The sequence below is a fragment of the Povalibacter uvarum genome (assembly GCF_014202975.1).
GTDB lineage: Bacteria > Pseudomonadota > Gammaproteobacteria > Steroidobacterales > Steroidobacteraceae > Steroidobacter > Steroidobacter uvarum.
In genome coordinates this window covers 1,240,594-1,266,244 of record NZ_JACHHZ010000001.1, presented here as the reverse complement: position 1 = coordinate 1,266,244, position 25,651 = coordinate 1,240,594, and the positions used below count along the sequence as shown (strand labels likewise).

Sequence of the window (25,651 nt, the reverse complement as noted above, 5' to 3'; positions counted from 1 at the left end):
CATACCGGCTTCAAAACTCGAGGATGGGAGCGGAGATTCCTTGCGCAGGCTCAGGCGACCGCGAAGTCTTGCCGAACTGGGTCTTGCCGAGCCGGATGCCTCGGGCCGTGTCAGTGTCCCCGCACGGGCGGGAACCGGCATGCAACCGGTCCGTAACCGTGTGCTGCCGCCCCAGGTCCGCATTCTCGGTCTCGATCCCGGTTCGCTGCGTACGGGTTATGCCGTGGTCGAAACGAATGCCGGGCGCATTTCGTATCTCGTGAGCGGCACGATCAAGACGGAAGGCAGCTCGCTCGCGCAGCGCCTGCAGGAGATCTTCCTCGCCGTCGAGCGCCTGACGCAGGACTTTCGCCCCGATGAGGTAGCGATCGAAGGCGTGTTCATGCACCGCAATGCCGACAGCGCACTCAAGCTGGGGCAGGCACGAGGCGCCGCGTTGAGCGCGACGTTTGCCGCCCGGCCCCGCGTTTACGAGTACGCCCCTCGCGCCGTGAAGCTCGCGGTCGTCGGCACCGGCAGCGCACAGAAGGAACAGGTCCAGTTGATGGTGAAGAAGTTGCTCAACATTTCCGGCCCCCTCGGGGCTGATGCGGCTGACGCGCTGGCGATCGCGCTGTGCCATGCGCATTCGCGCAAGGTGCACAGCCTCATCACGGCGGGCGGCTGATGATCGGATTCCTGCGCGGCCGGTTGACGGCAAAACATCCCCCGCAGCTGCTGATCGACGTGGGCGGGGTGGGCTATGAAGTCGAAGCGCCGATGTCGACGTTCTATGTACTGCCGCCGGTCGGATCGGACGTCAGCCTGTTCACGCATCTCGTCGTTCGCGAAGACGCCCACGTGCTCTTCGGCTTCGGCAGCGAACGCGAGCGCCGGCTGTTTCGCGAGCTGATCAAGGTATCGAACGTCGGGCCGAAGCTGGCCCTGGCGCTGCTGTCGGGCATGACAGTCGACAGCTTCCTGCTTTGCATCGAGGCGCAGGATGCGGACACGCTGGTGAAGATTCCGGGCGTCGGTCGCAAGACCGCGGAGCGGCTGCTCATCGAGATGCGCGATCGCATCAAGAATCTGACGGGACTGGATACGGCGGTACCGATTGCCGCAGGCGCCGTGGCGACCGCGGGCAACGGTGCGCAAGCCGAGGCGTTCAGCGCGCTCGTGGCACTCGGCTACAAGCCGGCGGAAGTGACGCGACTGCTCAAGGCAGTCGATCCGGGGGCCCGGACGACGGAAGAACTGATTCGAGGCGCGCTGCAGGTTGCAGCGGCGAAGTAGCATGACACCAGCGGACATGACACTGACGGACAAGAGCCCATGACGGATCGCGTCATTTCAGCGACCCCGCAGGGCGACGAGGACGTCTTCGATCGGGCAGTGCGCCCGAAGCGGCTGGCGGACTACGTCGGGCAGTCGAGCGTCAAGACGCAGATGGAGATCTTCATCGAGGCTGCCCGCAAGCGCCGTGAAGCGCTCGATCACGTCCTGATCTTCGGGCCGCCCGGGCTCGGCAAGACGACGCTCGCGAACATCATCGCGAATGAACTGCAGGTCAATCTCAAGCAGACGTCCGGTCCGGTGATCGAGCGGCCGGGAGATCTCGCGGCCCTGCTCACGAACCTGCAGCCGAACGACGTGCTGTTCGTCGATGAGATCCATCGCCTGAGCCCCATCGTCGAGGAGATCCTCTATCCCGCGATGGAAGACTTTCAGCTCGACATCATGATCGGCGAAGGTCCCGGTGCCCGTTCGATCAAGCTCGATCTGCAGCCCTTCACGCTGGTGGGCGCGACCACGCGGGCGGGCCTGCTGACGTCGCCATTGCGCGACCGGTTCGGGATCGTGCAGCGGCTGGAGTTCTACGATCAGCAGGAACTGCAGCGGATCGTCGAACGCTCGGCCTCGATTCTCGGGGTGCACACGGACGCCGGCGGCGCGATGCGCATCGCCCAGCGCTCGAGAGGAACCCCGCGTATCGCGAATCGGTTGTTACGTCGCGTAAGAGACTACGCGGAGGTTAAGGCGGGCGGACACGTGACGGACGAAGTGGCCCAGGCGGCGCTGAACATGCTCGATGTCGATCCGCTCGGTTTCGACGTGATGGACCGCAAGCTCCTGCTGACCATCATCGAGAAATTCGACGGCGGCCCGGTCGGCGTCGAGAGCCTCGCGGCCGCGCTCGGCGAGGAACGCGGCACCATCGAAGATGTGATCGAGCCGTTCCTGATCCAGCAGGGATTCGTCATGCGGACGGCGCGGGGTCGAGTGGCCACCAGAAACGCCTACTTGCATTTCGGGCTCAAGGTGCCGGATCGCGGCGGCGTGACTGGAGACCTTTTTTGAGCGGCCCCGTGGCGAACTTCTTCAGCTGGCCAGTGAGGGTCTACTGGGAAGATACAGATGCCGGCGGCATCGTCTACTACGCGAACTATCTGAAGTTCATGGAACGTGCGCGGTCGGAATGGCTGCGCGCGCTCGGTATCGAGCAGGGGCCTCTGCAGCGCGATCACGGGCTGATGTTCGTCGTCGTGGATGCCGCGAGCCATTTCCAGCGGCCGGCGCGCTACGGAGATCTGCTGCATGTGAGCTGCGAGATCGAGAAATGGACGAAGGTCAGCCTGACGTTCCGGCAGGAAATTACGCGCACCACTGAAGCATCCGATCGGGAACTGCTGGTCACCGGAACGGTCCGTGTGGCATGCCTGGACGCAACGAAGTTCCGGCCGCGGGCGCTGCCGGACAGCCTTGTTCAACAGATGACAGTGTCGGGAGAGTCGTAATGGCAGGTGATTTGTCGCCCCTTGAGCTGGTCCTGAATGCCAGCTTCATCGTGCAAATCGTGATGGCACTGCTGCTGCTGGCATCGGTCGTGTCATGGTCGATCATGCTGCGCAAGCGCTCGGAGCTGCGCCGCGCACGGGCCGACGCGGACCGGTTCGAGGAAGTGTTCTGGTCGGGCGGCGATCTGTCGGCCATGTTCAAGGCCATCGATCAGAGCCGGCGCGTAACGAAGGGCATGGAGAGCATCTTCGAGCAGGGCTTCCGCGAGTTCTCGCGATTGCGCCAGCAGGGCGTTACGCAAGGCCCGCTCCTCGAAGGTGCGCGCCGCGGCATGAAGGTCGCGCTGCTGAAGGAGAGCGATCGCCTCGAGCACAGCCTGTCGATGCTGGCGACGATCGGCTCGACCAGCCCGTACGTCGGCCTGTTCGGCACGGTGTGGGGCATCATGAATGCCTTCCACGGGCTGGGTAACGTGCAGCAGGCCACGCTGGCGATGGTCGCGCCCGGCATCGCGGAAGCGCTGATCGCGACCGCCATGGGTCTGTTTGCCGCGATCCCGGCCGTGATTGCGTACAACCGGTACGCCGACCAGGTGACGCGCATCGAAACGCGCTACGACACCTTCGTCGAAGAGCTGTCCTCGATCCTGCAGCGCCATGCGTCGGGCCGGGGCACGCCCGCTGCAGCCGCTTCCGAGGCACACGCATGACCCCGGCGCGCCGCGGCAAGCGTTTGATGGCAGAGATCAACGTCGTTCCGTACATCGACGTGATGCTGGTGCTGCTGATCATTTTCATGATCACTGCGCCGATGCTCACGCAGGGTATCAAGGTCGAGCTGCCCAAAGCGGGGGCGGAGCCGTTGCCGCAGGACATGAGCGAGCAGCAGCTGCTGATTCTCGGCGTCGACAAGTCGGGCAACTTCTACCTGAACATCGGCAAGGACGAGGAGACGCCCATCGACGATGCGGCAGTAGTGGATCGCGTATCGGCTGTGCTCAGACGCGATCCAAAGACGGGAGTGCTGGTGAAAGCCGACCGCAGTGTGCCGTACGGACGCGTCGTGGAGGGAATGGTGTTGCTGCAGCAGGCGGGTGCGGAGAAGGTGGGCTTCGTCACTGACCCCGCGGACGCCAAACGGGCGCAGCAGAAGAAGCAATGAGGGCACGGGCGAAGCGATTTGCGCTCTGACGATGGCTGATTACTTCAAAACCAACTGGCGATTCCTGCTCGGCGCAGCGCTGCTGCACGCCGTGTTCGCCGGCATCTTCGGATTGACGATGATCCAGATGTCACGCAATGCGCCGCCGCCGCAGCTTGCGATCCAGGCGGTCGTGATCGATGCGTCGCAGATCGGTGCTGCCAGCAGGCGCCAGGAACAGGAACGCGAGCGTCAGCGGGCTCAGCAGCGCGAGCGCGAAGAGGAACAGCGTCGCCAGCAGGAACAGACGGCGCAGCGCGAAGCGGAACAACGGGCCGAGCAGGAGCGTCAGGTTGAAACCCAGCGCCGGCAAGAGGAAGAGCAGAAGCGCGTCGCCGAAGAGCAGATGATGGTCCAGCGCCAGGAGGCGGAACGCAAACGCCAGGCCGAGGCCGAGCAACAGAAGAAAGCGCAAGCCGACCGCCAGAAGAAGGCAGAGGCGGAGCGCCAGCGTGTTGCGGAGATCGAGCGCAAACAGAAGGAAGAAGCGCAGCGTCGCAAGGCGGCGGAAGACGCGAAACTGCAGGCGTCCCGCGAAGCCGAACTGCAGCGTCAGTTGGCGGAAGAAGAGGGCGTCATGCAGGCGCGCGGCTCGACCGCCTTCAATCAGTATGTGGCCATGATCCAACAGCAGATCGAGCGGAACTGGAACCGCCCCCCGTCGGCCCGGCAGGGCCTCGAGTGCACCATTCGGGTGGCGCAATCTCCGAACGGAGTCGTGCTGTCGGCCAAGGTTGAGCAGTGCAATGGCGATTCAGCGGTGAGGCAGTCGATCGAACAGGCCGTGCTGCGCGCTTCGCCGCTGCCGCCGCCGTCCGATCCGCGCCTGTTCGAGCGCAATCTGATTCTGATTTTCAAACCCGCCGAGTGACCCTTGTCCGCGGCGGGAGAGCGACTGGAAGGAGACTCTTGATGGCACATCTTTTCTCGCGAGCGGTATTGGGTTTCGCGCTGGCGCTTGCCGCTGTCGCAGCCCAGGCCCAACTCGTAGTCGAAATCACCCGCGGCCAGGAGAATGCGGTCCCGATCGCGATCGTGCCGTTCGGCTGGGAATCGCAGGGCGCAGCCCCTTTCGACGTGGCTGAAGTCGTCGCGGCCGATCTGCAGCGCAGCGGCCGCTTCGCACCGCTCGACCGGCGCGACATGGTCGATCGTCCCACGGCCGGCGACCAGATCCGTTTCCAGGACTGGCGCTACCTCAAGTCGGACTTCATCGCTGTGGGCAAGGTGACGCCGGACGGCGCCGATCGCTACGCCGCGCAGTTCGAGCTCTACAACGTTCTCACCGGTCAGAGACTGACTGGTCAGCGTCTCACCGCGAACACGCGCGGGATGCGTGCGATGGCTCACCGCATCTCGGACATCATCTTCGAGCAGCTCACCGGCATTCCGGGCGCGTTCTCGACCCGTGTCGCGTTCATCAGCGCCGAAGGGACGCCGCCGCAGCAGCGCTACAAACTCATCGTTTCGGACGCGGACGGTGAGAATCAGCAGATCATCGCGAATTCGACCGAACCCTTGATGTCACCGGCCTGGTCGCCCGACGGCGCGAGCCTCGCTTACGTCTCCTTCGAGAGCAAAGCATCCGCGATCTACGTGCAGACTCTCGCAACGGGCGAACGCCGCCGTGTTTCGGCTCGCGCCGGTATCAATGGCGCTCCCGCCTGGTCGCCCGATGGTCGCAAGCTTGCGTTGACCCTCTCGCGCAAGGATGGCGACGTCGATGTCTACACGCTCGATCTGGCAAGCCAGGTTCTGACGCGCATGACCTTCGATCCGGGCATCGATACCGAGCCCGAGTGGTCGACTGACGGCCGCAAGCTGTATTTCAACTCGGACCGGGCCGGCAGTCCTCAGATCTATGAGGTCGATCCGGATCTGCCGAACAAGGCGACGCGGGTGACCTTCGACGGCTCGTACAACGCGCGCCCCCGGATGTCGCCGGACGGCAAGCAGATGTCCGTCGTGTATCTGGATCGGGGCAACTACCGGATCGCGACGATCGATCTTGCAACCAAAGCGGTGCAGGTGTTGTCACAAGGGCGGCAGGACGAGAGTCCGAGCTTCGCGCCTAATGGTGCGACGATCATCTATGCGACTCAGGATCGCGGCAGAGGCGTGCTCGCGACTGTGTCGATCGACGGTCGCGTGCAGCAGAAGCTGGCGGCGAGCACCGGGGATGTGCGTGAGCCCGTGTGGGGCCCGTTCCCGAAGAAGAAATGACGGGCAAATCCAGCGTAAACGTGGTCGTGCTCGAGCGCTTGTGGCAGAATTTCGCGCAAATTTGCGGCTCGGATGCGGGAAATCCCGCGAATCCCGGCCTGCGACAACGGATCGACCGGGACTTTTCCCGCAGGAGAGCTTGATGCGAGCAGTGCAGTTGGTTGCGATTCTCGTGAGTGCAGTGGCGTTGAGCGGCTGTCCGAAGAAGCCCGAAACGCTGCCGGATTCCGGCCCGACCCCGACCGATACCGGCGCCAGCACGGGCACGTCGACGGGCAACGATGTGGGCACCTCGGCACTCGGTGCCGAACAGCAGGCGATCGAAGCACTCAAGCGCACGGGCACCGTGATCTTCTTCGACTACGACCGTGCTGATATCAAGCCGGAGTACGTGGCCATCGTTACCGCGCATGCCCAGTTCCTGAACGGCAGCGCCTCCCGGAAGCTGCGTCTGGAAGGGCACTCCGACGAGCGCGGCTCGCGCGAATACAACATCGGTCTGGGTGAGCGTCGTGCACAGTCCGTGCGTCGTGCGCTGCTGCTCCAGGGCGTGAATGAGGCGCAGCTCACCACCGTGAGCTACGGCGAAGAGCGTCCGGCCGTGTCGGGCAGCGACGAGGCAGCGTACGCGAAGAACCGTCGCGTGGAGCTGGTGCCGACCCGATGATCCGCGTTCGTAACCGTTCGGTCCTGCTCATTGCAGCGCTCGGCGCGCTGGGCGGCTGTGCTTCGACACCACCGGAAGCTGATCCGGTGGTGCAGAAGCTGAGCGATCTGGACAGCCGTCTGCTGCGAATCGAGCGTGTGCTGGCGAATCAGAGCCTGCTGGACCTGTCGCAGCGGATCGAGGCCTCGCAGAACGAAGTGCGCATCCTGCGCGGACAGCTCGAAGAGCTGCAGCACAACGCGACGCGGACCCAGGACCAGCAGCGCGACATGTACGGCGATCTCGATCGTCGGCTCGCATCCGTTGAAGGTGGAGCGGCGGCCGGCGCAGCCCTCGGCGCCGCGCCGACGAGCAGCTTGCCCGTGCCGCAGGGCGACGATCGCGCGAACTATCAGGCTGCGTTCGACCTGCTGAAGGACGGCAAGTACACGGAAGCCGCCGCGGCCTTCAAGGAATTTCTCGTGAAGTTCCCGGGAAGCGGTCTCTCCGACAATGCGCAGTACTGGCTCGGCGAAGCTCACTACGTCACGAAGCAGTATCCGGATGCGTTGCGTGCGTTCCGCACGGTGCTCGAGAAGTATCCTGATTCGCGCAAGACGCCGGACGCCTTGCTGAAGATCGGCTACTGCAACTACGAGCTGAAGAACTGGGGCGAAGCTCGCACCGCTCTCGATCAGGTCGTGAAGCAATACGCCGACACGACGGCCGCGCGATTGGCCAGCCAGCGTCTGGCCAAGATGGAGAGCGAAGGACGATAGAGAAAGAGTGACGAGTGACGGGTGCTGGGCGTCGCTGCCCGTGCCCGTCACGTTCTTCGTCGCCTCTCGTCACTGGTCACCCGTCACCCGTCACCGTCTTCATGTCCGTCCGTCTCAAGCTCACTGAAATCTTCCTGTCCATCCAGGGCGAAGCTGACGCCGTTGGCTGGCCGACCGTGTTCGTGCGCCTGACGGGATGTCCGCTTCGCTGCCAGTACTGCGATACGGCTTATGCGTTCCATGGCGGCGAATGGTTCACGCTGGAGCAAGTGCTGGAACGCGTGGCGTCTTACGGTGCGCGTCACGTATGCGTGACGGGCGGCGAGCCACTTGCACAGAAGGCATGTATTCCGCTCCTCACCGCGCTGTGTGACGCCGGCTATCGGGTGTCCATTGAAACCAGCGGCGCCATCGATGTGAGCCCGGTGGATCCGCGTGTCACGCGCGTCGTCGATATGAAGACGCCGGACAGCGGCGAGGAAGCGCGCAATCGAACCGACAATCTGGCGCTGCTGCGAGCCGATGAACAGGTGAAATTCGTGATCTGCAGCCGCGGCGATTTCGAATGGGCGCGCGATTTCGTGCGACGCGAGGCATTGCCGGACCGCTGCACGGTGCTGTTCAGCCCGAGCTATCAGCAGGTCGAGGGGCGCGACCTCGCGCAATGGATCATCGACGAGCGTTTGCCCGTGCGTTTCCAGGTGCAGCTGCACAAGTATCTGTGGGGCGATACGCCGGGGCGCTGAAGCCGCGGGCTGGCCTGCTACGTGCAGCGCCTTCGGCCCCGATCCCGTAACGAAGTGACATCATGAAGCGGACCGTTGTTCTCGTCTCAGGCGGACTCGATTCCACCACCGCGTTGGCGATTGCCCGCGCCGAGGGCTTCGAGTGCTATGCGCTCAGCGTCGACTACGGTCAGCGTCATCACGCCGAATTGAATGCCGCAGCCCGCGTCGCGAAAGCGCTGGGTGCCGCGGAACACCGGGTGATGCGCGTCGATCTCGGCGGCATCGGCGGTTCGGCGCTGACGGATGCGAGCATCGCGGTTCCCGAAACACCGCAGTCCGGCATTCCTGTCACCTATGTGCCGGCCCGCAACACGGTGATGTTGTCGCTTGCGCTCGCGTGGGCCGAAGTCCTCGACGCGGAGCAGATCTGCATCGGCGTGAACGCCGTCGATTACTCGGGCTATCCCGACTGCCGACCTGCCTTCGTCGATGCCTACGAACGCCTGGCGAACCTGGCGACGCGCAGCGGAGTCGAAGGCACTGTGCATTTCCGGATCAGCGCGCCGCTGATCGACATGACAAAGGCCCAGATCATCCGCAAAGGCCTTGAACTGGGCGTCGATTATGGAATGACGGTGTCCTGTTACCAGGCAGACGACGACGGTCGCGCATGCGGGCGTTGCGATGCCTGCCGGTTGCGGCGTGAGGGATTTGCTGCAGCAGGCGCCGCCGATCCAACCCGCTACGTACGATGAACTCGCGGGCATGTTCCGGTATCATGCGCGCCCCCAAGGGGACGGGTGGCAGCGACTGGCTGCCGGTACCGCATCGAAATGCGGGTCTGGCCTCTTTGTTCTGGCTAGCTGGCTCATGGCTAGCCGGCTAACAAGCTTCCTCCGGGTTGGTAGCTCAGTCGGTAGAGCATCGGACTTTTAATCCGCTGGTCGAGGGTTCGATTCCCTCCCAACCCACCATTTCCCGTTCGGGCAATCGCGGTCGTTACGCGGAATCCGCGAATATGAAATTACCGACAAGTGCCGGAGACTTTTGCCGTTTCTCTTGTACTGGTCACATTGAGCGTTTATTGTCGACTCAATGAACGTTCGGTGATTCCCCTATAAGAGAATTGCTCCGAACAATCAAAGAGTTATCGCCACTCTTTCAGGACGATCAGCAGCCGACTCCGGATCAGCGGACCTCGCACGGAGCGACTTGCCGTGGCACCAGTCTCCCGAGCTGTCCTCGGGTCGTCGATTGAGTTCAGTTCAGGCCACCAGCTCCGATTCATGACCACGCAGCCACAGCCCACCGCGCTTTCCACTGAACTGCCATTAGGGCTGAGCAGCGCGCCGTTTGCTGACTGCGTGGACGACGCTTTCTTCTTTCCGAGCGATCAGCATCTGCGTGCGCTGGAGTTCATGGGCCAGCTGCTGTGGACGCGAGCACGTCTCGGTGTCGTCACTGCCAGCCACGGCTGCGGCAAGAGCCTGCTGATCAGCCGACTGCTGCATAGCCTCGACGAACGCATCGTCGCCGCGGCCGTCAGCAAGGAAAGTCTCAGTCCGCGCGATTTCCTGCTCGAGGTGCTGCGCCAGTACGGCTTCGCGCTCGAAGACAGCGACAAGACGGATCGTCGTCGCCTGCTCGAACGCTTCCTGCATCACCAGGCGTCGATGAGCCGCGTCTGCCTGCTCGTGGTCGAGAACCCGCAGGAAATGCATCCATCGGTGCTCGAGGAGCTGCGCTATCTCGCGGCTGTCGAGGTCGAAGGGCGTCGTGTGCTGAAGGTATTGCTGCTCGGCCAGCCGGCGCTCAATCGCGTGATCGAGTCGCCCAAGATGATCGAGTTGCTGGCGGGCGGCATCAATCGGTTCACGCTCGGAGCGCTGACCGAAGACCAGGCGGCGGCATATATCGCTCACCGACTGCGTGCTGCAGGCGCAGCGAATCCCGACGTTCTGATGCCGCATACGCTGATGTCCCGTATCCACGCCTGTACAGGAGGCATCCCCCGGCAGATCAACCGGCTCGGTGCACGCGCTCTCGCGTGCGCGGCAGAAGATGGTGCCGACTCGGTCACTCCCGAGGCGCTGAATCGGGCGATCGCTGAACTCGGCTGGCAGAGCAGGGTGCCGGCAGCTCCGGTGGAATCGAATCGCCACAAGGGCGAGGCCGCGCAGATCTGCGGCAAGCTCATTCTTTCGATGCAAGGCGCACCGGATCGTGAGCTCATCCTCGATCACGACCGCATGCTGGTAGGGCGGGGCGAGGAAGCCGACATCCGGATCGACTCGGTTTTCGTCAGCCGGTATCACGCTCTGATCGTCCGGCACGATCACCAGGACCTGCTGCTCGATCTCGGCAGCACCAACGGCGTCCTGCTGAGCTCGCGGCGCATCCTGCGTCGGGTTCTCAAGGATGGGGACGTCATCCAGATCGGTCCGGCGCGGGTGATCTATCTCAACCCGCTGGCTCTGCCCGCGGCGCAGCCCGATCCGGCGGAGACCATCTGCTTCGCCCGGCCCGGGTTCCCACCGATGCCCGGTGAGGACGACACGAACGGCACCGTCATTGCCTTCGGCCAGCCGGATGGCCTGATCTCGGGCGGACGCTGAATTTACGGGCTGTGCGGCCCGTGCTTGCCGCCCGAAAGGGCTGTCAGTAGAGTGTCGGCCTCCCAACGTCCGCGCATTCCCGGAATGTGATTTCCTGGCTCCTGTGTAGATCGCGATGCACGGGCCGGGTCTCTGCGCGGCGGGGATGCACGGCAGGGCGTTGGGACCGGCCGGCTATACGAGATTGACAAGAAGTGGATCGGTGGCGAGTTCATAAATTCGGCGGTTCGAGCGTCGCCGATGCAGTGTGCATGGAGCGCGTGGCCAGGATTCTCGAAGAGGATCCGAATCCACGCCTGGGCGTCGTGCTTTCCGCGTGCCGCGGCATTACCGACGCGCTGCTCAATGTGGTCGCGGCTGCCGAGCGGCAGGATGACGGCGTCGACCGCCGCATCGACGAGATCCGCAAACGCCATCACGTCATTGCCGAGACGCTGCTGTCCGGCGATCCCCGCGCCCAGTTTCTGACGAGCTTCGAGCAGGACCTGCGCGATATCGCGAGCATCCTGCACACCGTGCGGCTCATTCGCGCGGCCTCGCAGACCGTTCGCGACCTCATCGCGGGCTACGGCGAAATCTGGTCCACCCGGCTTTTCTCCGCCTATCTCCGGGCGCGGGGCAAGCGCCCGGGTCGTGTCGAATGGCTCGATGCGCGCGAGATCGTTTCTGTCGAATGGGGCCCGCTCGGACCCGCCGTTCGCTGGGACGTATCGGAGGCCAACATCGCCAAGGCCGTGCCGCGCGACCAGCCCGTCACCCTGATCATCACGGGATTCATTGCCAGGGACGCTCGCGGTCTGCAGACCACGCTCGGTCGCAACGGCAGCGATTTCTCCGGTTCGATCTTCGGCGCACTGCTCGATGCGGGTGAAATCGTGATCTGGACGGACGTCGATGGCGTCCTGAGCGCCGATCCGCGACTCGTCCCCGATGCGAAAGTCATCGACTCGCTCTCTTATAACGAGGCGATGGAGCTCGCGTACTTCGGCGCGAAAGTCATCCATCCGCAGACGATGGCGCCCGCCGTACTCAAGGGCATCCCGATCTGGATCCGCAACACGTTTGCGCCAGAGAAGCTGGGAACCCTCATCTGTGCGAATCCGACATCGCAGCTGGCGGTCAAAGGCATCACGTCGATCGATCGTTGCGCGCTCGTGAATCTGGAAGGCGCTGGCATGATCGGCGTTCCCGGGACGGCGCATCGCCTGTTCGGTGCGCTGCGCGATCACGGCATTTCCGTCATCCTGATCTCGCAGGGCAGCTCGGAGCATTCAATCTGCTTCGCCATCCCCGAAAGCGAAGCGACGCGCGCCGAAGCCGTGGTTCGCGAAGCGTTCGACAGCGAACTGCGCCAGGGTCAGATCCAGAGCGTCGAAGTCACGACGGCCTGCAGCATCCTCGCGGTCGTTGGCGACGGCATGGCGGGATCGCACGGCGTCGCTGCGAAGGTGTTCAGCGCGCTGGGCAGCGCGGCGGTCAGCGTTCGAGCTATCGCGCAAGGCGCATCGGAGCGCAACATCTCCGTCGTGATCGACGGCAAGCATTCGTCGCGCGCGTTGCGATCGGTGCATTCGAGTTTCTATCTTTCGCCGCACACGGTTTCGATCGGCCTCATCGGCCCGGGGCTCGTCGGCGGCGTGTTGCTGGATCAGATGGCGTCGCAGATCGAACGTCTGTCGCGCGACCTAAAGGTGGACCTGCGCGTCCGCGGCATCATGTCGTCGAAGCGCATGCATCTTTCCAACGTCGAAGTCCCCCTCGGCCGTTGGCGCGAGGCGGTGAGCGCGACGGGTGAACCTGCGGATCTCACGCGGTTCGCGGAGCACATTCATGCGGATCACATGCCGCACGCGATCATCATCGATTGCTCGTCCAGCGCGGACATCGCGGCGCGCTATCCGGAATGGCTTGCGGCAGGCATTCACGTCGTTACTCCCAACAAGAAGGGCAACAGCGGCGATCTCGAGCTGTACGCGCGTTTCCAGGAAGCCCGCAAGCAGGGCAGTTCGCACTATCTCTACGAAGCGACCGTGGGCGCGGGCCTGCCGATCATCCAGACGCTGCGCGACCTTCGTGACACCGGCGACGAAATCCGCCGCATCGAAGGCATCCTCTCGGGCACGCTGGCGTATCTCTTCAATGTGTGGGACGGCTCCGAGCCGTTCTCGTCGATCGTCCGGGCGGCGAAAGCCAAGGGCTATACCGAGCCGGATCCGCGCGATGACCTTTCCGGTGTCGACTTTGCCCGCAAGCTGATCATCCTCGGACGCGAGATGGGGCTGCGCCTCGAACTCGCGGACGTGCAGCTCGAAGGCCTGGTGCCGCCGGCCCTCAAGGCATGCGGTCCGGAAGAATTCCTCGAGCGGCTGCCTGAGTTCGACGCTCCGATGGCGCAGCGCCTGAAGGCCGCGCGCGAGCGTGATCGTGTGTTGCGATACGTCGGTTCACTCGATGCAGCCACGGGCAAGGCCTCTGTCGGCCTCGTCGAGCTCGAGCGCTCGCACACGTTCGCCAACATCAATCTCACTGACAACGTCGTGCGGTTCCTGACGCGGCGCTACAACGAGAATCCGCTGGTGGTGCAGGGGCCGGGCGCCGGTCCTGAGGTCACCGCTGGTGGCATCTTCGGCGACCTCCTGCGCGTGTGCGCGTACCTGGGCGCCAAACTCTGATGAAGAACTCCGCAACCGCATTCGCACCCGCGAGTATCGGCAACGTCGCTGTCGGCTTCGATGTGCTCGGGCACAGCTTCCAGACGATCGGTGATCGCGTCACTGCTCGCCGTATCGCCGAGCCCGGCGTTCGCATCGCGTCGATCGGGGGACTGGTCTGCGATCTGCCGCGCGAGCCCGAGAAGAACACGGCCGGCATGGCGGTGCTCAGCATGGTCCGCGACCTGAAGCTCGATTTCGGTATCGAGCTCGAGATCGAGAAGGGCATTCCGCTGGGCTCGGGTCTCGGCGGTTCGGCCGCGTCCGCGGTGGCAGGTGTCGTTGCCGCGAATGCCTTGCTGCCGAAGTCGCTCACGAAGCTCGAGCTGCTCAAGTTCGCCATGAAGGGCGAGGAAGTGGCGAGCGGCTCCGTGCACGTCGACAACATCGCGCCGTCGCTGTTCGGTGGGCTGGTGCTGACTGTCGGTATCGACAATCCGAACGTGAAGCAGATTCCCGTGCCTCCTTCGGTGCGCTGCGTGCTGGTTCATCCGCACATGACGCTGTCGACGCGCGCCGCTCGCGAGATCCTGAATCGCTCCATCGATCTGTCGAACGTGATCTGGCAGTCGGCGAACCTCGCCGGGTTCCTCACCGGATGCTTCACCGGCGACCTGAGACTGATCCGCGAATCGCTCGAAGACGTCATCATCGAACCGCAGCGCAAGGTGCTGATCCCCGGCTTCCAGGCCGTGAAGGATGCGGCACTGAAGCATGGGGCACTGGGATGCTCGATCTCCGGCGCCGGCCCGACCGTTTTTGCCTGGTGCGAAGAGCCGCAGGCGACCGCGATCCGCGACGCGATGGTCGCTGCTTTCGCCGCGTACAAGCTCGATTCAGACGCCTGGATTTCGACGCTCGATCCGTCGGGAGCACGGATAGTGGATGGCGGATAGGCGGAGCGCGATTGCCACCCGTCTGCCACCCATTCCGCGATCAGCGAGCCTTCACGCGACAACCTCTGACTATCCGCCATTCACTTCTTCATGCAGTACCTCAGTACCCGCAGTCCGCAACACCGCGTGTTGCTCGGTGAAGCCATTGCGCAGGGCATTGCGCCGGACGGCGGCTTGTTCGTGCCCGAATCGTTTCCGCATTTCGTTCCGCATCAGTTCGACGGCCTGACGGCGCTGCCGGACATTGCCGAGCGATTGATTGCGCCGTTCGCGGCGGGCGATCCAATGATCGCCGGCGAGCTGAAATCGATCTGCAAAGCGGCTTTCGACTTCCCGGTGCCCATCGCGCCGGTTTCAGACGCGCCCGCGCCGATGTGGGTACTCGAGCTCTTCCACGGTCCGACGTCCGCGTTCAAGGATTTCGGCGCACGATTCCTTGCCGAAACGCTGGAACGGATTCGTCGCGGCGCACCACGCAAACTTACAATCCTCGTTGCAACGTCGGGAGACACTGGCGGGGCGGTAGCCGCGGCATTCCACAATCGTCCCTGGGTCGACGTCGTCGTTCTCTATCCGAAGGGTCTCGTGTCGGAACGCCAGGCGCAGCAGCTCGCATGCTGGGGAGGCAACGTCCGGACATTCGCGGTGCACGGTACGTTCGACGACTGCCAGCGCATGGTCAAAGAGGCATTCCTCGATCCCGCGATCGCCGAGACCCACCAGCTGTCTTCGGCAAACAGCATCAACGTCGGGCGGCTGCTGCCGCAGATGGTCTACTACGCGTACGCAGGGCTCGAGTTGTGGCGCCAGAACGGTCGGCGCGCGAACTTCATCATTCCCGCCGGCAACCTTGGCAACTCTCTGGCCTGCATCTGGGCACGGCATGCCGGCTTGCCGATCGGTGAGATCGTGCTGGCCACGAACGCCAATCAGACGGTGACCGAGTATCTGCGGACCGGCGAATGGGAGCCGCGTCCGAGCGTCCCGACCCTGGCCTCCGCCATGGACGTCGGAAATCCGAGCAACATGGAGCGCCTGCGCGCCCTGCACCCGGATTTCGAGGAACTGCAGAGCCAGATCGGCGCATCGAGCGTCGACGACATCGAGATCCGTTCGACCATCCGCCGTGACTCGCACGAACTGGGGCAGGTGTGGTGTCCGCACACAGCGACTTCTGCCAAAGTATTCCGCCGGCTCCTGGCGCGCGGCGTGCGGGGCGACTGGGTTATCGTATCGACGGCCCATCCGGCGAAGTTCAACGATATCGTCGAGCCGCAGATCGGCCGCAAGGTCGAGATACCGGAGAGCCTGGCGCGGCTGTTGTCGCTGCCGCGGCAGGAAAAGGAACTGGAACCTACACTTCAGGCGTTACGGGCGCAGTTGCAGAACCCTTGAGCATGCCATTGCCGACCGAAATTCCCCCCTGGGCCTGGCCGGTTGCCGGCGCGCTGCTCGTCATCGCGCTGCTCGTCTGGATCTTCCTGAAGATCCAGGCGTACCGTGAGCGCCGTGCGATCGACGCCACGATCGCGAGCGTCGGCTACGAGATGCTGAAGAACGTCCTGCTGCCGAACGGCAACGGCGGGCAGATCCACGTCAACTACGTGCTGCTCACGCAGCGCGGCGTCCTCGTGGCCGATCTGCTGGACCTGCCGGGCGCGGTGTTCGGCGGCGAGCAGATGCTCGAGTGGACTGCGATCGGCAAGAAGCGCCGCTACACCTTTGCGAATCCGCAGCATGCCCTCTACGACCGCATGGCCGCGGTAAAACTCCTGATCGGCGATGTGCCGGTCGAAGGCCGCGTGATCTTCACCCAGCGCGGCAACTTCCCGAAAGGCAAACCCCGCAACGTGCTTCGCATCGACGACCTCGCCGATGAATTCCCCGTCGTCGACAAAGTCCGCGGCAACATCACGGCCGCGTTCGGCAATGTCTGGGAGAATGTGAAGAAGCACGCGGAGCCGAATCCGCTGGCGGCGTGAGAAGGAAGCTGCTGCCTCGCTCATCGTCTCCGTTTCCCATGCTCCTCCACCACCTGCGCCACACAGGCCGTTACTCTCTTCCCCGTCTCGATATCGAGAAACTCATTCGGTCCGTGTGCATTCGAATGCGGGCCTAGTACTCCGGTCACCAGGAACTGCGTCCGCGGAAATTTCTCGCTCAGCATTCCCATGAACGGGATGCTGCCGCCGGTTCCCATGTACATCGCGTCGTGGCCGAAGAAATTCTTCGATGCCGACTGGATCGCCGCTTCGAGCCAGGGTTCGGTCGATGGAGCATTCCAGCCGCCCATGCTGGATTCGATCTCGAATGTGACGTGCGCGCCGTAAGGCGGGTCGCGCTCGATCGTCTCTTTCACCGCGATCGCGGCCTTCTGCGGATCGACGCCCGGGGGCAGGCGGAACGACAGCACGAACTCCGTTTTCGGTCGCAGCACGTTGCCCGCGCTGCTGATGGGCGGAATGCCGCCGACGCCGGTAACGGACAGCGTCGGTCGCCACGTGCTGTTGAGCAGCAGCTCGGACGGATCGTCCGACATCGGCCGCATGCCATCGACGAACGGAATCTTCTGGTGGACGACGGCGCCGAGGGTTTTGCCCGCTGCGAGGGCTTGCTTCTGTCGATCAGGAGGAATCGAGCCGTGCAGCGCATCGATGAGGATCTTGCCCGTCGCGGCATCCTCGACGCGGGCGAGAAGCTGTCGAGCGATGCGGAAGCTGGAAGCAGCAATGCCGCTCGCCATGCCCGAGTGGACGCCCTCGCGAAGGACTTCCACTCGCAGTGTGCCGATGAGATTGCCGCGAAGCGAAGTCGTACACCAGAACTGATCGTAGTTGCTGCACTCGGCATCGAGGCAGACGACGAGCGAGGGTTCGCCGACGCGATCCGCAAGCGCATCGATGTACGCGGGCAGGTCAGGGCTGCCGCTTTCTTCGCCGGCTTCGATGAGGATCACGCTGCGTGCGAACGGGATGTTCTGATCGGCCAGCGCACGCAACGCGAGCAGCGAGCCGAACACTGCGTAGCCATCGTCGGCTCCGCCGCGACCGTACAGTCGCCCGTTGCGAATGACTGGCGTCCACGGATCGAGGCCTTCCATCCAGCCGGTGAACTCCGGTTGCTTGTCCATGTGACCGTACATGAGGACGGTGTCTTCGACCGTGCCCGGTACTTCGATGAGCAGCACGGGCGTGCGGCCGGGAAGCCGCAGGACCTCGACCTTCATGCCGGGCAGGGCATTCGCTTCGCACCACTTGCGCATCAGTTCGGCAGCGCGGTCCATGTGACCGTGCTCGGCCCACTGGGGATCAAAGTTCTGCGACTTGTTGGGAATGCGGATGTAGTCGCAGAGCGTCGGCACGATGGAATCGTCCCAGACTTTGTCGATGTACTGCTTCAGACGTTGAGTGTTCATCCCGGTGTCTCCGCCTTCCAGTCAAAGAGGGTCAGTGCGTTGCGCGTCGTCGCTTCCGCAAGCGATGCGACGGATTCGCCGCGTGCTCGTGCAATCGTTTCGAGCACGTGCGGCAGGTAAACAGGTTCGTTGCGACGGCTCTTGGGCTTCGGATCCAGATCGCGCGGCAGCAGGTACGGTGCGTCGGTCTCGATCAGCAGGCGATTCGCCGGAATATGCCGTACGACTTCGCGCAGGTGCAGGCCGCGTCGCTCGTCGCAGATCCAGCCCGTGATACCGACGTACAGATCGAGATCGAGGTAAGCCCTGGCCTGGTCGACGGTGCCCGTGAAGCAATGGGCGACGCCGCCCGTGAGTCGCGGACGGAACTTGCGCAGGATCGTGACGAAGTCTTCATGCGCATCGCGTTCGTGCAGGAAGACTGGCTTGCGCGCAGCTGTGGCGAGTTCCAGTTGCTGCTCGAAGGCACGGCGTTGCGCGTCACGCGGCGAGAAGTCGCGGAAGTAGTCGAGTCCGCATTCACCGACCGCGACGATCTCGGGCTGCGCGGCCAGTGTCGAAAATTGCGCCAATTGCTCCGGTGTCAGATCGGTCGCGTGATGCGGATGAACGCCGGCCGTTCCCCGCATGTGCGTCGGATAGCGGCGCACCAGGTCGATGGCCGCATGGGTGCTGGCCAGCGAACTGCCGGTGATCACCATTCGTGTCACGCCGGCGGCGATTGCGTTCTCGATCACCGCCCCCCGGTCCGCATCGAAACTGTCGTGAGCGAGATTCAGTCCGATGTCGACGAGCTCGGGAGGCCGGCTGGCTACTTCACTGGCTGCATTCACTGGCTACATTCACTGGCTACATTCACCGGGGGCAAAAGCCGCGTATGTTATCGTCGGCGAAATCGGCGGCAGATTGTAGTGGAAAGCATTCAGCGGAGTTCGTGCATGCAGGTCTTGCGCGCAATCGGGTTCATGTTCGTCGGGCTATGTATACCGACGCTGCAGGCCCATGCCGACGAGGCGTCCGAGCTCGACGATGCCGCCGCCCGTCTTCACTACGCCTTCTACACGGCGGACGTTCGCGCGCTCGAGCAGGCGATCGGATTGATCTCGCAGCTTCAGCCGCCCTCGAACCAGCCGGGGCTCAAGGAGTACTACGCGGCGTACGGCTACTGGAAACTCGCACAAACCAGTGCGGAAGAAGCCGCGGCAGGGCGCGCATCGAGCCGAAGCAGTGTTTCGAAGGCCGCCCAGGCATGCGACCGTCAGGCCGATCTCGCCGTCGAAAAGGACCGGCGAATGGCGGAAGCGTATGCAATCGACGCTGTCTGCGCCTCCTTCGGGTCGGCCCTCATGTCCAGCAGTTGCGCGGGCAAGTCGCTGCGTACTGCAAAGGAACTCGACCCGCAAAATCCCCGCATCCTGCTGATCGAAACGCTGTGCGCGCAGAAGGATGCCGCGAGTCCCGCTGCCCACACGGAGAAGCTGCGCGCCTTGGTCGCGGCCTTCGAGCATGCGCCGCCCACGCGTCCGGGTAAGCCGGACTGGGGGCAAGCAGAAGCGCTCGTCATGCTGGGCGAGAACTATCTGCAGCGCGGCGATTCTCTGGCAGCCCGGGACGCGATCGAGCGGGCGCTGGTCATCGCTCCGGACTACCGCAAGGCGCAGGAGCTGCTGCAGACCGCTGCCGCGAGACCGAAATAGGCGATCGATCTATACTCCCGCCATGAGTCGATTGGCGCCGCCCTCGGCACAACTGCAACTGTTCGACGCACGGGATCTCGGAGATCGCTGGCAAGTCCGTGTGAGCCGTCGCGCGCGACGCCTGTCCGTACGGGTCTATCCCGGCGGCCGCGTCGAGGTGGTCGTTCCGCCGGGCGCTTCGCCGATGACGATCGAACGATTCGTCGGCATGCATCGACGCTGGATCGACGACCGCGTTGCCGATCTTTCGACGGTCAGCGGCGTTGCCGCCGAAACGACGCCTTCGCGGATTCACCTGGCCGCCATCGATCGGACGTTGATCGTGGACTATCGCCGAACGGCGAGTTCGGAGATCCGTGCCGTTGCCGTCGACGCGAACAAGCTGATCGTGGCCGGCGTGCTCGACAATGAACAGCGCGTCGCCAGGGCGATCCAGCGCTGGCTGATGGACCTTGCCCACGTCGAGCTGGGACGCGTACTCGGTGAAATCGCCGACCGGCATGGATTCCGGTTCGAACGGATACAGATCCGCAGGCAGCGAACCCGCTGGGGCAGTTGCTCCGCCAGCGGCACGATCAGCCTGAATGTCTGCGCGATGTTCCAGGACCCGGCGGTGATGCGGTATCTCCTGATCCATGAATTGAGCCACACACGCCACATGAATCACTCGCGCCGTTTCTGGTCGCAGGTCGAGGCGCTCGAGCCGGACTATCGCCGGCTGGATCGCGAACTGCTCCAGGGCTGGCAGCGGGTGCCCGGATGGATGTTCACATGACGGAAAAATCGCACGACAGCGGCTCGATGAAGCCCGTCGATCTCTCGGACGAGCAGGTCTACTGGGATCTCGGCGAATCGAAGAGCTACGGGCAGTACCTGCAGCTCGACAAGATCCTGAGCGCGCAGCAGCCGAACTCATACGAACACGATGAGATGCTCTTCATCGTCATCCACCAGGCGTCGGAGCTGTGGATGAAGCTGTGCCTGCATGAGCTGACTGGCGCACTCGATCACATCCGCCGGGACGACCTGGGGCCGTCATTCAAGATGCTGTCGCGTGTCGCGCGGATCCAGGCGCAGCTGACGCAGTCGTGGGACGTGCTTGCGACGATGACGCCGGCGGAATACTCCGCGTTCCGCAATCAGCTCGGTCGCGCCTCGGGCTTTCAGTCGTACCAGTACCGCATGCTCGAGTTCATCATCGGCAACAAGAACGCGGACATGGTCGAAGTGCACAAGCGGGATCCGCAGGCCTATGAAGCACTGACCCGCACGTTGCGCAGCCCAAGTCTCTACGACGAATCACTGCGGCTGCTCAGCCGTCGCGGCTTCGAGATCCCGCAGGAGTACCTCGATCGCGACTGGTCGCAGCCGTATCAGCCGAGCAAGCAAGTGACGGCTGCGTGGCTTGCCGTGTATCACAGCATCGACGATCACTGGGACCTGTACGAGCTGGCCGAGAAGCTCGTCGACCTCGACATGAAGTTCCAGCTGTGGCGCTTCAGTCACATGAAGACGGTCGAGCGGATCATCGGCTACAAGCGAGGCACGGGAGGCACGGGCGGGGTGTCGTATCTCGCGAAGGCGCTGGAGTTGAGGTTCTTTCCGGAGCTGTGGACGGTGCGGACGTCGATGTGAGGGAGAAGCCGGCTAGCCCGTAGCCCAGAGATTCCGTCACTCCCGCGCAGGCGGGAGTCCATCCGGCGGATCAGAAGGGACTCCCGCGTGCGCGGGAGTGACGGACCGTCGGCGCTTTGCTTTCCAGAATCGCCATCCCAGCAGCACTGCCACGATCGCCGCGTAGATCAGCGGCTCGCGAATATCCGCCTTCACCTGCCACCAGTAGTGCCACACGCCCAGGGGCACGATGATGTAGATCAGTCGGTGCAGTGATTTCCAGCGCTTGCCGAGGCGGCGCATCATCGCATTCGTCGAAGTGACCGCGAGCGGGATGAGAAGCAGCAGCGCCGCGAAGCCGATCGTGATGAAAGGGCGCTTCGCGATGTCCGGCAGAATGCCGGGCCAGTAGAGCCCCTGATCGAGGATCAGCCACGTCAGGAAGTGCAGCAGCACGTAGGCGAATGCGAACACGCCGAGCATGCGGCGCAGAAGGATCAGCCACGGCGCGTTGAACCAGTCACGAAGCGGCGTGACGGCAAGCGTGATCACGAGCAACCGCAATCCCCACTCACCGAGCGTGTCCTGGATCTCTTCGACGGGATTGGCGCCGAGCGAACCGGCGACACCGAACGCTCGCAGCGCCAGCCATGCGAGCGGCAACGAGCACAGCACAAAAATCGCTGGTTTGATGACTCGCTTGACGATCGTCGCGGACGGCATGCCTGTTCTTCTTCTGGCTACCAGCTAGTGGCTAGCCAGCTGGCGGGCTTCTTCAGTAGTTCTTCGCCAGATCCATCCCCCGATACAAGCCCGCCACTTCCTTCTCGTAGCCGTTGAACATCTGGGTCGGAATTCTTGCGTTGAACAGGCCGGCACCGATTCGTCGCTCGCGGGCCTGGCTCCAGCGTGGATGATCGACGTTCGGATTCACGTTTGCGTAGAAACCGTACTCGTGCGATGCGGAGATATTCCAGGAGGTCGGCGGTTCCTTCTCCGTGAAACTGATCTCGACGATCGACTTGATGCCCTTGAAACCGTACTTCCAGGGCGTCACGAGCCGCAGCGGCGCGCCGTTCTGGTTTGGAAGCGTCTTGCCGTAAACGCCGACTGCGAGCAATGACAACGGATTCATCGCTTCGTCGATTCGCAGCCCCTCCACGTACGGCCAATCCAGTACGGCGTAGCGCTGCCCTGGCATTTCGCTCGGACGCATCACCGTCTTGAATGCGACGTACTTTGCCTTCGACGTCGGCTTGAAGCGTTTCAGCACGTCGCCCAGAGGCACGCCGACCCACGGGATGACCATCGACCAGGCTTCGACGCACCGCAGGCGGTAGACGCGTTCTTCGAGCGCGTGCGGCTTCAGGAAATCTTCGAGCGTGAACTTGCCTGTCGTCTCTGCCTCGCCGGAGATGGTCACTGTCCAGGGTGTTGGCTTGAAGCGGCCGGAGTTGGCGGCAGGGTCCGACTTGCCCGTGCCGAACTCATAGAAATTGTTGTAGCCGGTGACGTCCTCGTAGGAATTTGGCGCCTCCGTCGTACTGAATGCCTCGTTGCGCTTGAACGTCAGATCCGTCGTGGCGGAGGCGGGCTCCGGCCACGCGGCTCCGATGCCTGTGACTCCAGCTGCGAGCGCCGCCTGCAGCAGCGTCCTGCGGCTGAGGTACGTGCCTTCCGCAGTGATTTGCGAGGGCAGGATGCCTGCTGAATCGCCGGGACGGGGACGTTTGATCAACATTCTCGAACTCCTGCAGAGGATCTCTTACACCTGAAGAGACCTGCGCCGGGTGCAAATTATCACGCCCGGAGAACACTCTCACTCCTCGCGATTCCCCTGCAGTTACGGAATGCGCGCGGCCTGCCCCTAGTTCGCCCGAATTCGCTCCCGGGAATGCCCGATTGGCGGGTCACGCTGATGGCGGTGTCAAGAATCGTCATAAGGGGAGTTCATCATGGCAATCGGGTTTCGAGCCTCGGGCTCAGTGGGGTGGAAAGCGTTCGTGATCGGCGCAATTGTCCTGTTGCTGCTGGTGCCGCTGATGATGCTGCGCGGTCTCGTTACCGAGCGTTCGATGTCGCGTGAGCAGGCGTATTCGAAGGTTGCGGAGGGCTGGGGCGGAGACCTGACGGTCGGCGGTCCGATCTTCGTGCTTCCGACGGAAAGGTCAGTGACGGAAGACGGCAAGACGAGGATCGTACCGAGCGATCTGTATCTGCTGCCGGCCTCGCTCGATGTGGATGTCGACCTCAATCTCGAAAGCGAGCCGCGCTACGTCGGTATCTATGCCGTGCCAGTCTACCTGGCGAGTGTCCGCATCAACGGGCATTTCGATCCGCAAGCGCTGAAGCCGTTGCTCGATCAGCCTGGAGTGACGTATCGATGGGATCAGGCGCGACTGCGTTTGCCGCTGTCGGACGTACGCAGCCTGCGCGAAGTGGGGCTCGCGCGATTTGCCGGGACTGACGTGAAGTTCGGTCCGGCGGGGCAGGGGTTGTATCGGGGAGTAGAAGCCACGATCGATCCTGGGACTATCTCCGGCGGCACCAACCCGGTGAAGTTCGCATTCAACACCGTCATCGCCGGCAGCCGCGCTCTCTCCGTACTGCCGCTGGGAAGCACTACGACAGTCGCGCTGCAATCCGATTGGCCTCATCCGTCGTTCCAGGGCGCGTTCCTGCCGGTCGAGCGGTCGATCAGCGACCAGGGATTCAGTGCGCGCTGGCAGGTGCTGGAGCTGAACCGCTCGTATCGGCAGGCCTTCACGCGCTACGAAGTCGCGGACGAAACCGTGGTGGGGTCCGCGCTCGGCGTGGGGCTGTATCAGGCGGTCGATGCCTACCAGCGCGGCGAACGTGCGATCAAGTACGCGCTGCTGTTCATTGCGCTCACGTTTCTGACCTTCTTTGCATGGGAGCAGGTGAGCCGCATGCGCATTCATCCATTGCAGTATCTGCTGGTCGGCCTTGCGCTCAGCGTGTTCTATCTGCTGCTGATCGCGCTGTCCGAGCACCTGAGCTTCTGGCTGGCGTATCTCATTGCTGCCTGCGCGTTGGTTGCCCTGATCGGCGTCTACATCGCGGGTGTTCTGAGAAGCAGGGTACGCGGGACTGTCGCAGGCACCGCGATGGCGATCGTGTACGGTCTGCTCTACATGCTCGTGCTGTCCGAGGACTACGCACTGCTGATGGGCGCAATCATTCTCTTCGTCGCACTGGCTGGCGTGATGATCGCGACGCGGCGCTTGAACTGGTATGGAGACGATGACGCGGTGGAAGCGGGATAGCCCGATTCACGGAGACGGCGTGTTCACGCCGTCTCCGATCTGCGGCAGCGCGACATCACTTGCTGTGTTTCTGAAGCAGGAATGTCTCGATGTGACTTACGCTCCGTTCCGGGTGCTGATGCTGCGGTGCATGTCCGGTCTGGGAGTACATGATGAGCTGCACGTTGCGCAGCTGGCGCATCAACGGGAACCAGTTCTGGCCGGGCGTGCTGGTGTCGTTGTCTCCAGTGATCAGCAGCTTTGGAACCGATGAGGAACTGAAACGACCACGCAGATCCGCCTTGTCTGCTCTGAACGATTGCGCCGCGACGAAATAGGGCTGGAATTGCTCCATGCGCGACGGAATGTGTTCGGTGACGCCGGAGCGGGCATGGATTCTCTCGTGCGAGCGCTTCGCCGCGGCGCGACTGTCGGCGTCGGCAGGTTCGAAGAACAGCACCTCTTCGTCCGCCAGATCATTGACTGGCTTCATCGCCCGATCCAGGAACGCTTTGCTGGCAGGGTAGGGCACTTCGCCGGGCGGGTTGGTGGCGATCAATATGACGGCATCGATCAGCTGCGGATGCTCGACGGCAAGCGTCTGCGCGACCAGTCCGCCCCATGACCATCCAACGATCGTGAAGGATTTCAGCTTCAGCTCCGCGGCCAGACTGGCGACTGTCGATGCCACGGCGCCGAGATCGTCAGGCATCGATCCTTCGGAGTAACCGATCCCCGGATAGTCGAACGTGATGACGCGGTGCTTCCGGGCCAGCAGATCGAGAAAGAGCGGATCCCAGGTGTCGATCGTCCCGCGGAGCCGGGTGGCGAGAAGGAGGGGAGCGCCGTCTCCGATCGACCGGTACGCGATGCGTACACCCTTGACGGAAACGTACTCGGTGCTCGCGCTTGCAGCATCGCTCGCGGATGAGGTGCTGTGTGCGACAGCGCAGAGGATGAGAACGCACAAACTGGCCAGCCACTTCATATCGCGCTCCGATGATCGAGTCGAGGCGATAGTCGCAAGCCGATGGACGCATGACTTGTACACGCGTGCGCAGAGCGCGGTTGAGGCTACGGGAA

General features: G+C 63.5%; 26 protein-coding genes and 1 tRNA gene. 22 read left to right on the top strand and 5 right to left on the bottom strand.

Annotated features, from left to right (window positions below):
- Nucleotides 1-139 precede the first annotated feature (139 nt).
- The 18 genes from ruvC (at nt 140) to HNQ60_RS05370 (ending at nt 16,558) form a co-directional block, all read left to right on the top strand.
- Entirely contained in the window at nt 140-667 is a 528-nt protein-coding gene (gene ruvC, locus HNQ60_RS05455; RefSeq protein ID WP_184329968.1) for a crossover junction endodeoxyribonuclease RuvC, read from the top strand.
- Nucleotides 667-1,275 carry a Holliday junction branch migration protein RuvA gene (ruvA, locus tag HNQ60_RS05450; RefSeq protein WP_184329967.1) on the top strand — a complete coding sequence of 203 codons (609 nt, stop codon included), beginning with the start codon at nt 667-669 and terminating at the stop codon, nt 1,273-1,275. The genes ruvC and ruvA overlap by 1 nt, the downstream gene beginning before the upstream one ends.
- A 39-nt stretch (nt 1,276-1,314) precedes the next feature.
- Nucleotides 1,315-2,340, top strand: coding sequence for a Holliday junction branch migration DNA helicase RuvB (gene ruvB, locus HNQ60_RS05445; RefSeq protein ID WP_184329966.1), 1,026 nt, complete (start codon nt 1,315-1,317; stop codon nt 2,338-2,340).
- Nucleotides 2,337-2,777, top strand: a complete 441-nt coding sequence (gene ybgC / locus HNQ60_RS05440; protein WP_221304024.1) for a tol-pal system-associated acyl-CoA thioesterase — start codon at nt 2,337-2,339, stop codon at nt 2,775-2,777. Before ruvB ends, ybgC begins: the two co-directional genes overlap by 4 nt.
- Entirely contained in the window at nt 2,777-3,487 is a 711-nt protein-coding gene (tolQ, locus tag HNQ60_RS05435; RefSeq protein WP_184329965.1) for a protein TolQ, read from the top strand. Before ybgC ends, tolQ begins: the two co-directional genes overlap by 1 nt.
- The gene (gene tolR, locus HNQ60_RS05430; protein WP_184329964.1) at nt 3,484-3,939 is read left to right on the top strand and encodes a protein TolR; all 456 of its coding nucleotides are present in this window, start codon (nt 3,484-3,486) and stop codon (nt 3,937-3,939) included. The genes tolQ and tolR overlap by 4 nt, the downstream gene beginning before the upstream one ends.
- Before the next feature lie 31 nt (nt 3,940-3,970).
- Entirely contained in the window at nt 3,971-4,849 is an 879-nt protein-coding gene (gene tolA, locus HNQ60_RS05425) for a cell envelope integrity protein TolA (RefSeq protein ID WP_184329963.1), read from the top strand.
- 41 nt (nt 4,850-4,890) lie between these two features.
- Nucleotides 4,891-6,201 (top strand): Tol-Pal system beta propeller repeat protein TolB, encoded by a 1,311-nt coding sequence (gene tolB, locus HNQ60_RS05420; protein ID WP_184329962.1) that lies wholly within the window; start codon nt 4,891-4,893, stop codon nt 6,199-6,201.
- Nucleotides 6,202-6,343: 142 nt separating this feature from the next.
- A complete protein-coding gene (gene pal, locus HNQ60_RS05415; RefSeq protein ID WP_184329961.1) occupies nt 6,344-6,868 on the top strand; it encodes a peptidoglycan-associated lipoprotein Pal in 525 nt (174 codons plus the stop codon).
- Nucleotides 6,865-7,626, top strand: coding sequence for a tol-pal system protein YbgF (gene ybgF, locus HNQ60_RS05410; RefSeq protein WP_184329960.1), 762 nt, complete (start codon nt 6,865-6,867; stop codon nt 7,624-7,626). Before pal ends, ybgF begins: the two co-directional genes overlap by 4 nt.
- 101 nt (nt 7,627-7,727) lie before the next feature.
- Nucleotides 7,728-8,372 (top strand): 7-carboxy-7-deazaguanine synthase QueE, encoded by a 645-nt coding sequence (queE, locus tag HNQ60_RS05405; protein WP_184329959.1) that lies wholly within the window; start codon nt 7,728-7,730, stop codon nt 8,370-8,372.
- Nucleotides 8,373-8,434: 62 nt separating this feature from the next.
- The gene (queC, locus tag HNQ60_RS05400; protein WP_184329958.1) at nt 8,435-9,109 is read left to right on the top strand and encodes a 7-cyano-7-deazaguanine synthase QueC; all 675 of its coding nucleotides are present in this window, start codon (nt 8,435-8,437) and stop codon (nt 9,107-9,109) included.
- A 143-nt stretch (nt 9,110-9,252) separates the two neighbouring features.
- Nucleotides 9,253-9,328, top strand: a tRNA-Lys gene (locus HNQ60_RS05395).
- A 312-nt stretch (nt 9,329-9,640) separates the two neighbouring features.
- A complete protein-coding gene (locus HNQ60_RS05390) occupies nt 9,641-10,969 on the top strand; it encodes an AAA family ATPase (RefSeq protein WP_184329957.1) in 1,329 nt (442 codons plus the stop codon).
- A gap of 194 nt (nt 10,970-11,163) precedes the next feature.
- A complete protein-coding gene (gene thrA / locus HNQ60_RS05385; protein ID WP_184329956.1) occupies nt 11,164-13,641 on the top strand; it encodes a bifunctional aspartate kinase/homoserine dehydrogenase I in 2,478 nt (825 codons plus the stop codon).
- Nucleotides 13,641-14,576, top strand: a complete 936-nt coding sequence (locus HNQ60_RS05380) for a homoserine kinase (protein ID WP_184329955.1) — start codon at nt 13,641-13,643, stop codon at nt 14,574-14,576. The genes thrA and HNQ60_RS05380 overlap by 1 nt, the downstream gene beginning before the upstream one ends.
- 90 nt (nt 14,577-14,666) lie before the next feature.
- Nucleotides 14,667-15,971: a threonine synthase gene (thrC, locus tag HNQ60_RS05375; protein WP_184329954.1), complete on the top strand. Its 1,305-nt coding sequence runs from the start codon at nt 14,667-14,669 to the stop codon at nt 15,969-15,971.
- A gap of 2 nt (nt 15,972-15,973) precedes the next feature.
- Nucleotides 15,974-16,558 (top strand): NERD domain-containing protein, encoded by a 585-nt coding sequence (locus tag HNQ60_RS05370; RefSeq protein ID WP_184329953.1) that lies wholly within the window; start codon nt 15,974-15,976, stop codon nt 16,556-16,558.
- 20 nt (nt 16,559-16,578) lie between these two features.
- Here HNQ60_RS05370 and HNQ60_RS05365 read toward each other — a convergent pair whose 3' ends face one another.
- Complete coding sequence (locus HNQ60_RS05365) at nt 16,579-17,991, bottom strand: M20 family metallopeptidase (RefSeq protein ID WP_184329952.1); 1,413 nt, start codon at nt 17,989-17,991, stop codon at nt 16,579-16,581.
- A complete protein-coding gene (locus HNQ60_RS05360; protein ID WP_184329951.1) occupies nt 17,988-18,824 on the bottom strand; it encodes a TatD family hydrolase in 837 nt (278 codons plus the stop codon). Before HNQ60_RS05360 ends, HNQ60_RS05365 begins: the two co-directional genes overlap by 4 nt.
- Nucleotides 18,825-18,929: 105 nt before the next feature.
- Between HNQ60_RS05360 and HNQ60_RS05355 the strand changes: the two genes are divergently transcribed.
- The 3 genes from HNQ60_RS05355 to kynA are packed head-to-tail and all read left to right on the top strand — an operon-like array spanning nt 18,930 to nt 21,323.
- Nucleotides 18,930-19,688, top strand: a complete 759-nt coding sequence (locus HNQ60_RS05355; RefSeq protein ID WP_184329950.1) for a tetratricopeptide repeat protein — start codon at nt 18,930-18,932, stop codon at nt 19,686-19,688.
- A 22-nt stretch (nt 19,689-19,710) separates the two neighbouring features.
- Nucleotides 19,711-20,463 (top strand): M48 family metallopeptidase, encoded by a 753-nt coding sequence (locus tag HNQ60_RS05350; RefSeq protein WP_184329949.1) that lies wholly within the window; start codon nt 19,711-19,713, stop codon nt 20,461-20,463.
- Nucleotides 20,448-21,323 carry a tryptophan 2,3-dioxygenase gene (gene kynA / locus HNQ60_RS05345; protein ID WP_407676424.1) on the top strand — a complete coding sequence of 292 codons (876 nt, stop codon included), beginning with the start codon at nt 20,448-20,450 and terminating at the stop codon, nt 21,321-21,323. The genes HNQ60_RS05350 and kynA overlap by 16 nt, the downstream gene beginning before the upstream one ends.
- A 36-nt stretch (nt 21,324-21,359) precedes the next feature.
- On the opposite strand, the gene HNQ60_RS05340 is transcribed toward kynA, so the two are convergent.
- The gene (locus HNQ60_RS05340; RefSeq protein WP_184329947.1) at nt 21,360-22,025 is read right to left on the bottom strand and encodes a protein-methionine-sulfoxide reductase heme-binding subunit MsrQ; all 666 of its coding nucleotides are present in this window, start codon (nt 22,023-22,025) and stop codon (nt 21,360-21,362) included.
- Between the two features lie 52 nt (nt 22,026-22,077).
- Nucleotides 22,078-23,043, bottom strand: a complete 966-nt coding sequence (msrP, locus tag HNQ60_RS05335; RefSeq protein WP_184329946.1) for a protein-methionine-sulfoxide reductase catalytic subunit MsrP — start codon at nt 23,041-23,043, stop codon at nt 22,078-22,080.
- A 214-nt stretch (nt 23,044-23,257) separates the two neighbouring features.
- Between msrP and creD the strand changes: the two genes are divergently transcribed.
- The gene (gene creD / locus HNQ60_RS05330) at nt 23,258-24,589 is read left to right on the top strand and encodes a cell envelope integrity protein CreD (protein ID WP_184329945.1); all 1,332 of its coding nucleotides are present in this window, start codon (nt 23,258-23,260) and stop codon (nt 24,587-24,589) included.
- A 55-nt stretch (nt 24,590-24,644) separates the two neighbouring features.
- On the opposite strand, the gene HNQ60_RS05325 is transcribed toward creD, so the two are convergent.
- The gene (locus tag HNQ60_RS05325; protein WP_184329944.1) at nt 24,645-25,556 is read right to left on the bottom strand and encodes an alpha/beta fold hydrolase; all 912 of its coding nucleotides are present in this window, start codon (nt 25,554-25,556) and stop codon (nt 24,645-24,647) included.
- Between the last annotated feature and the right edge of the window lie 95 nt (nt 25,557-25,651).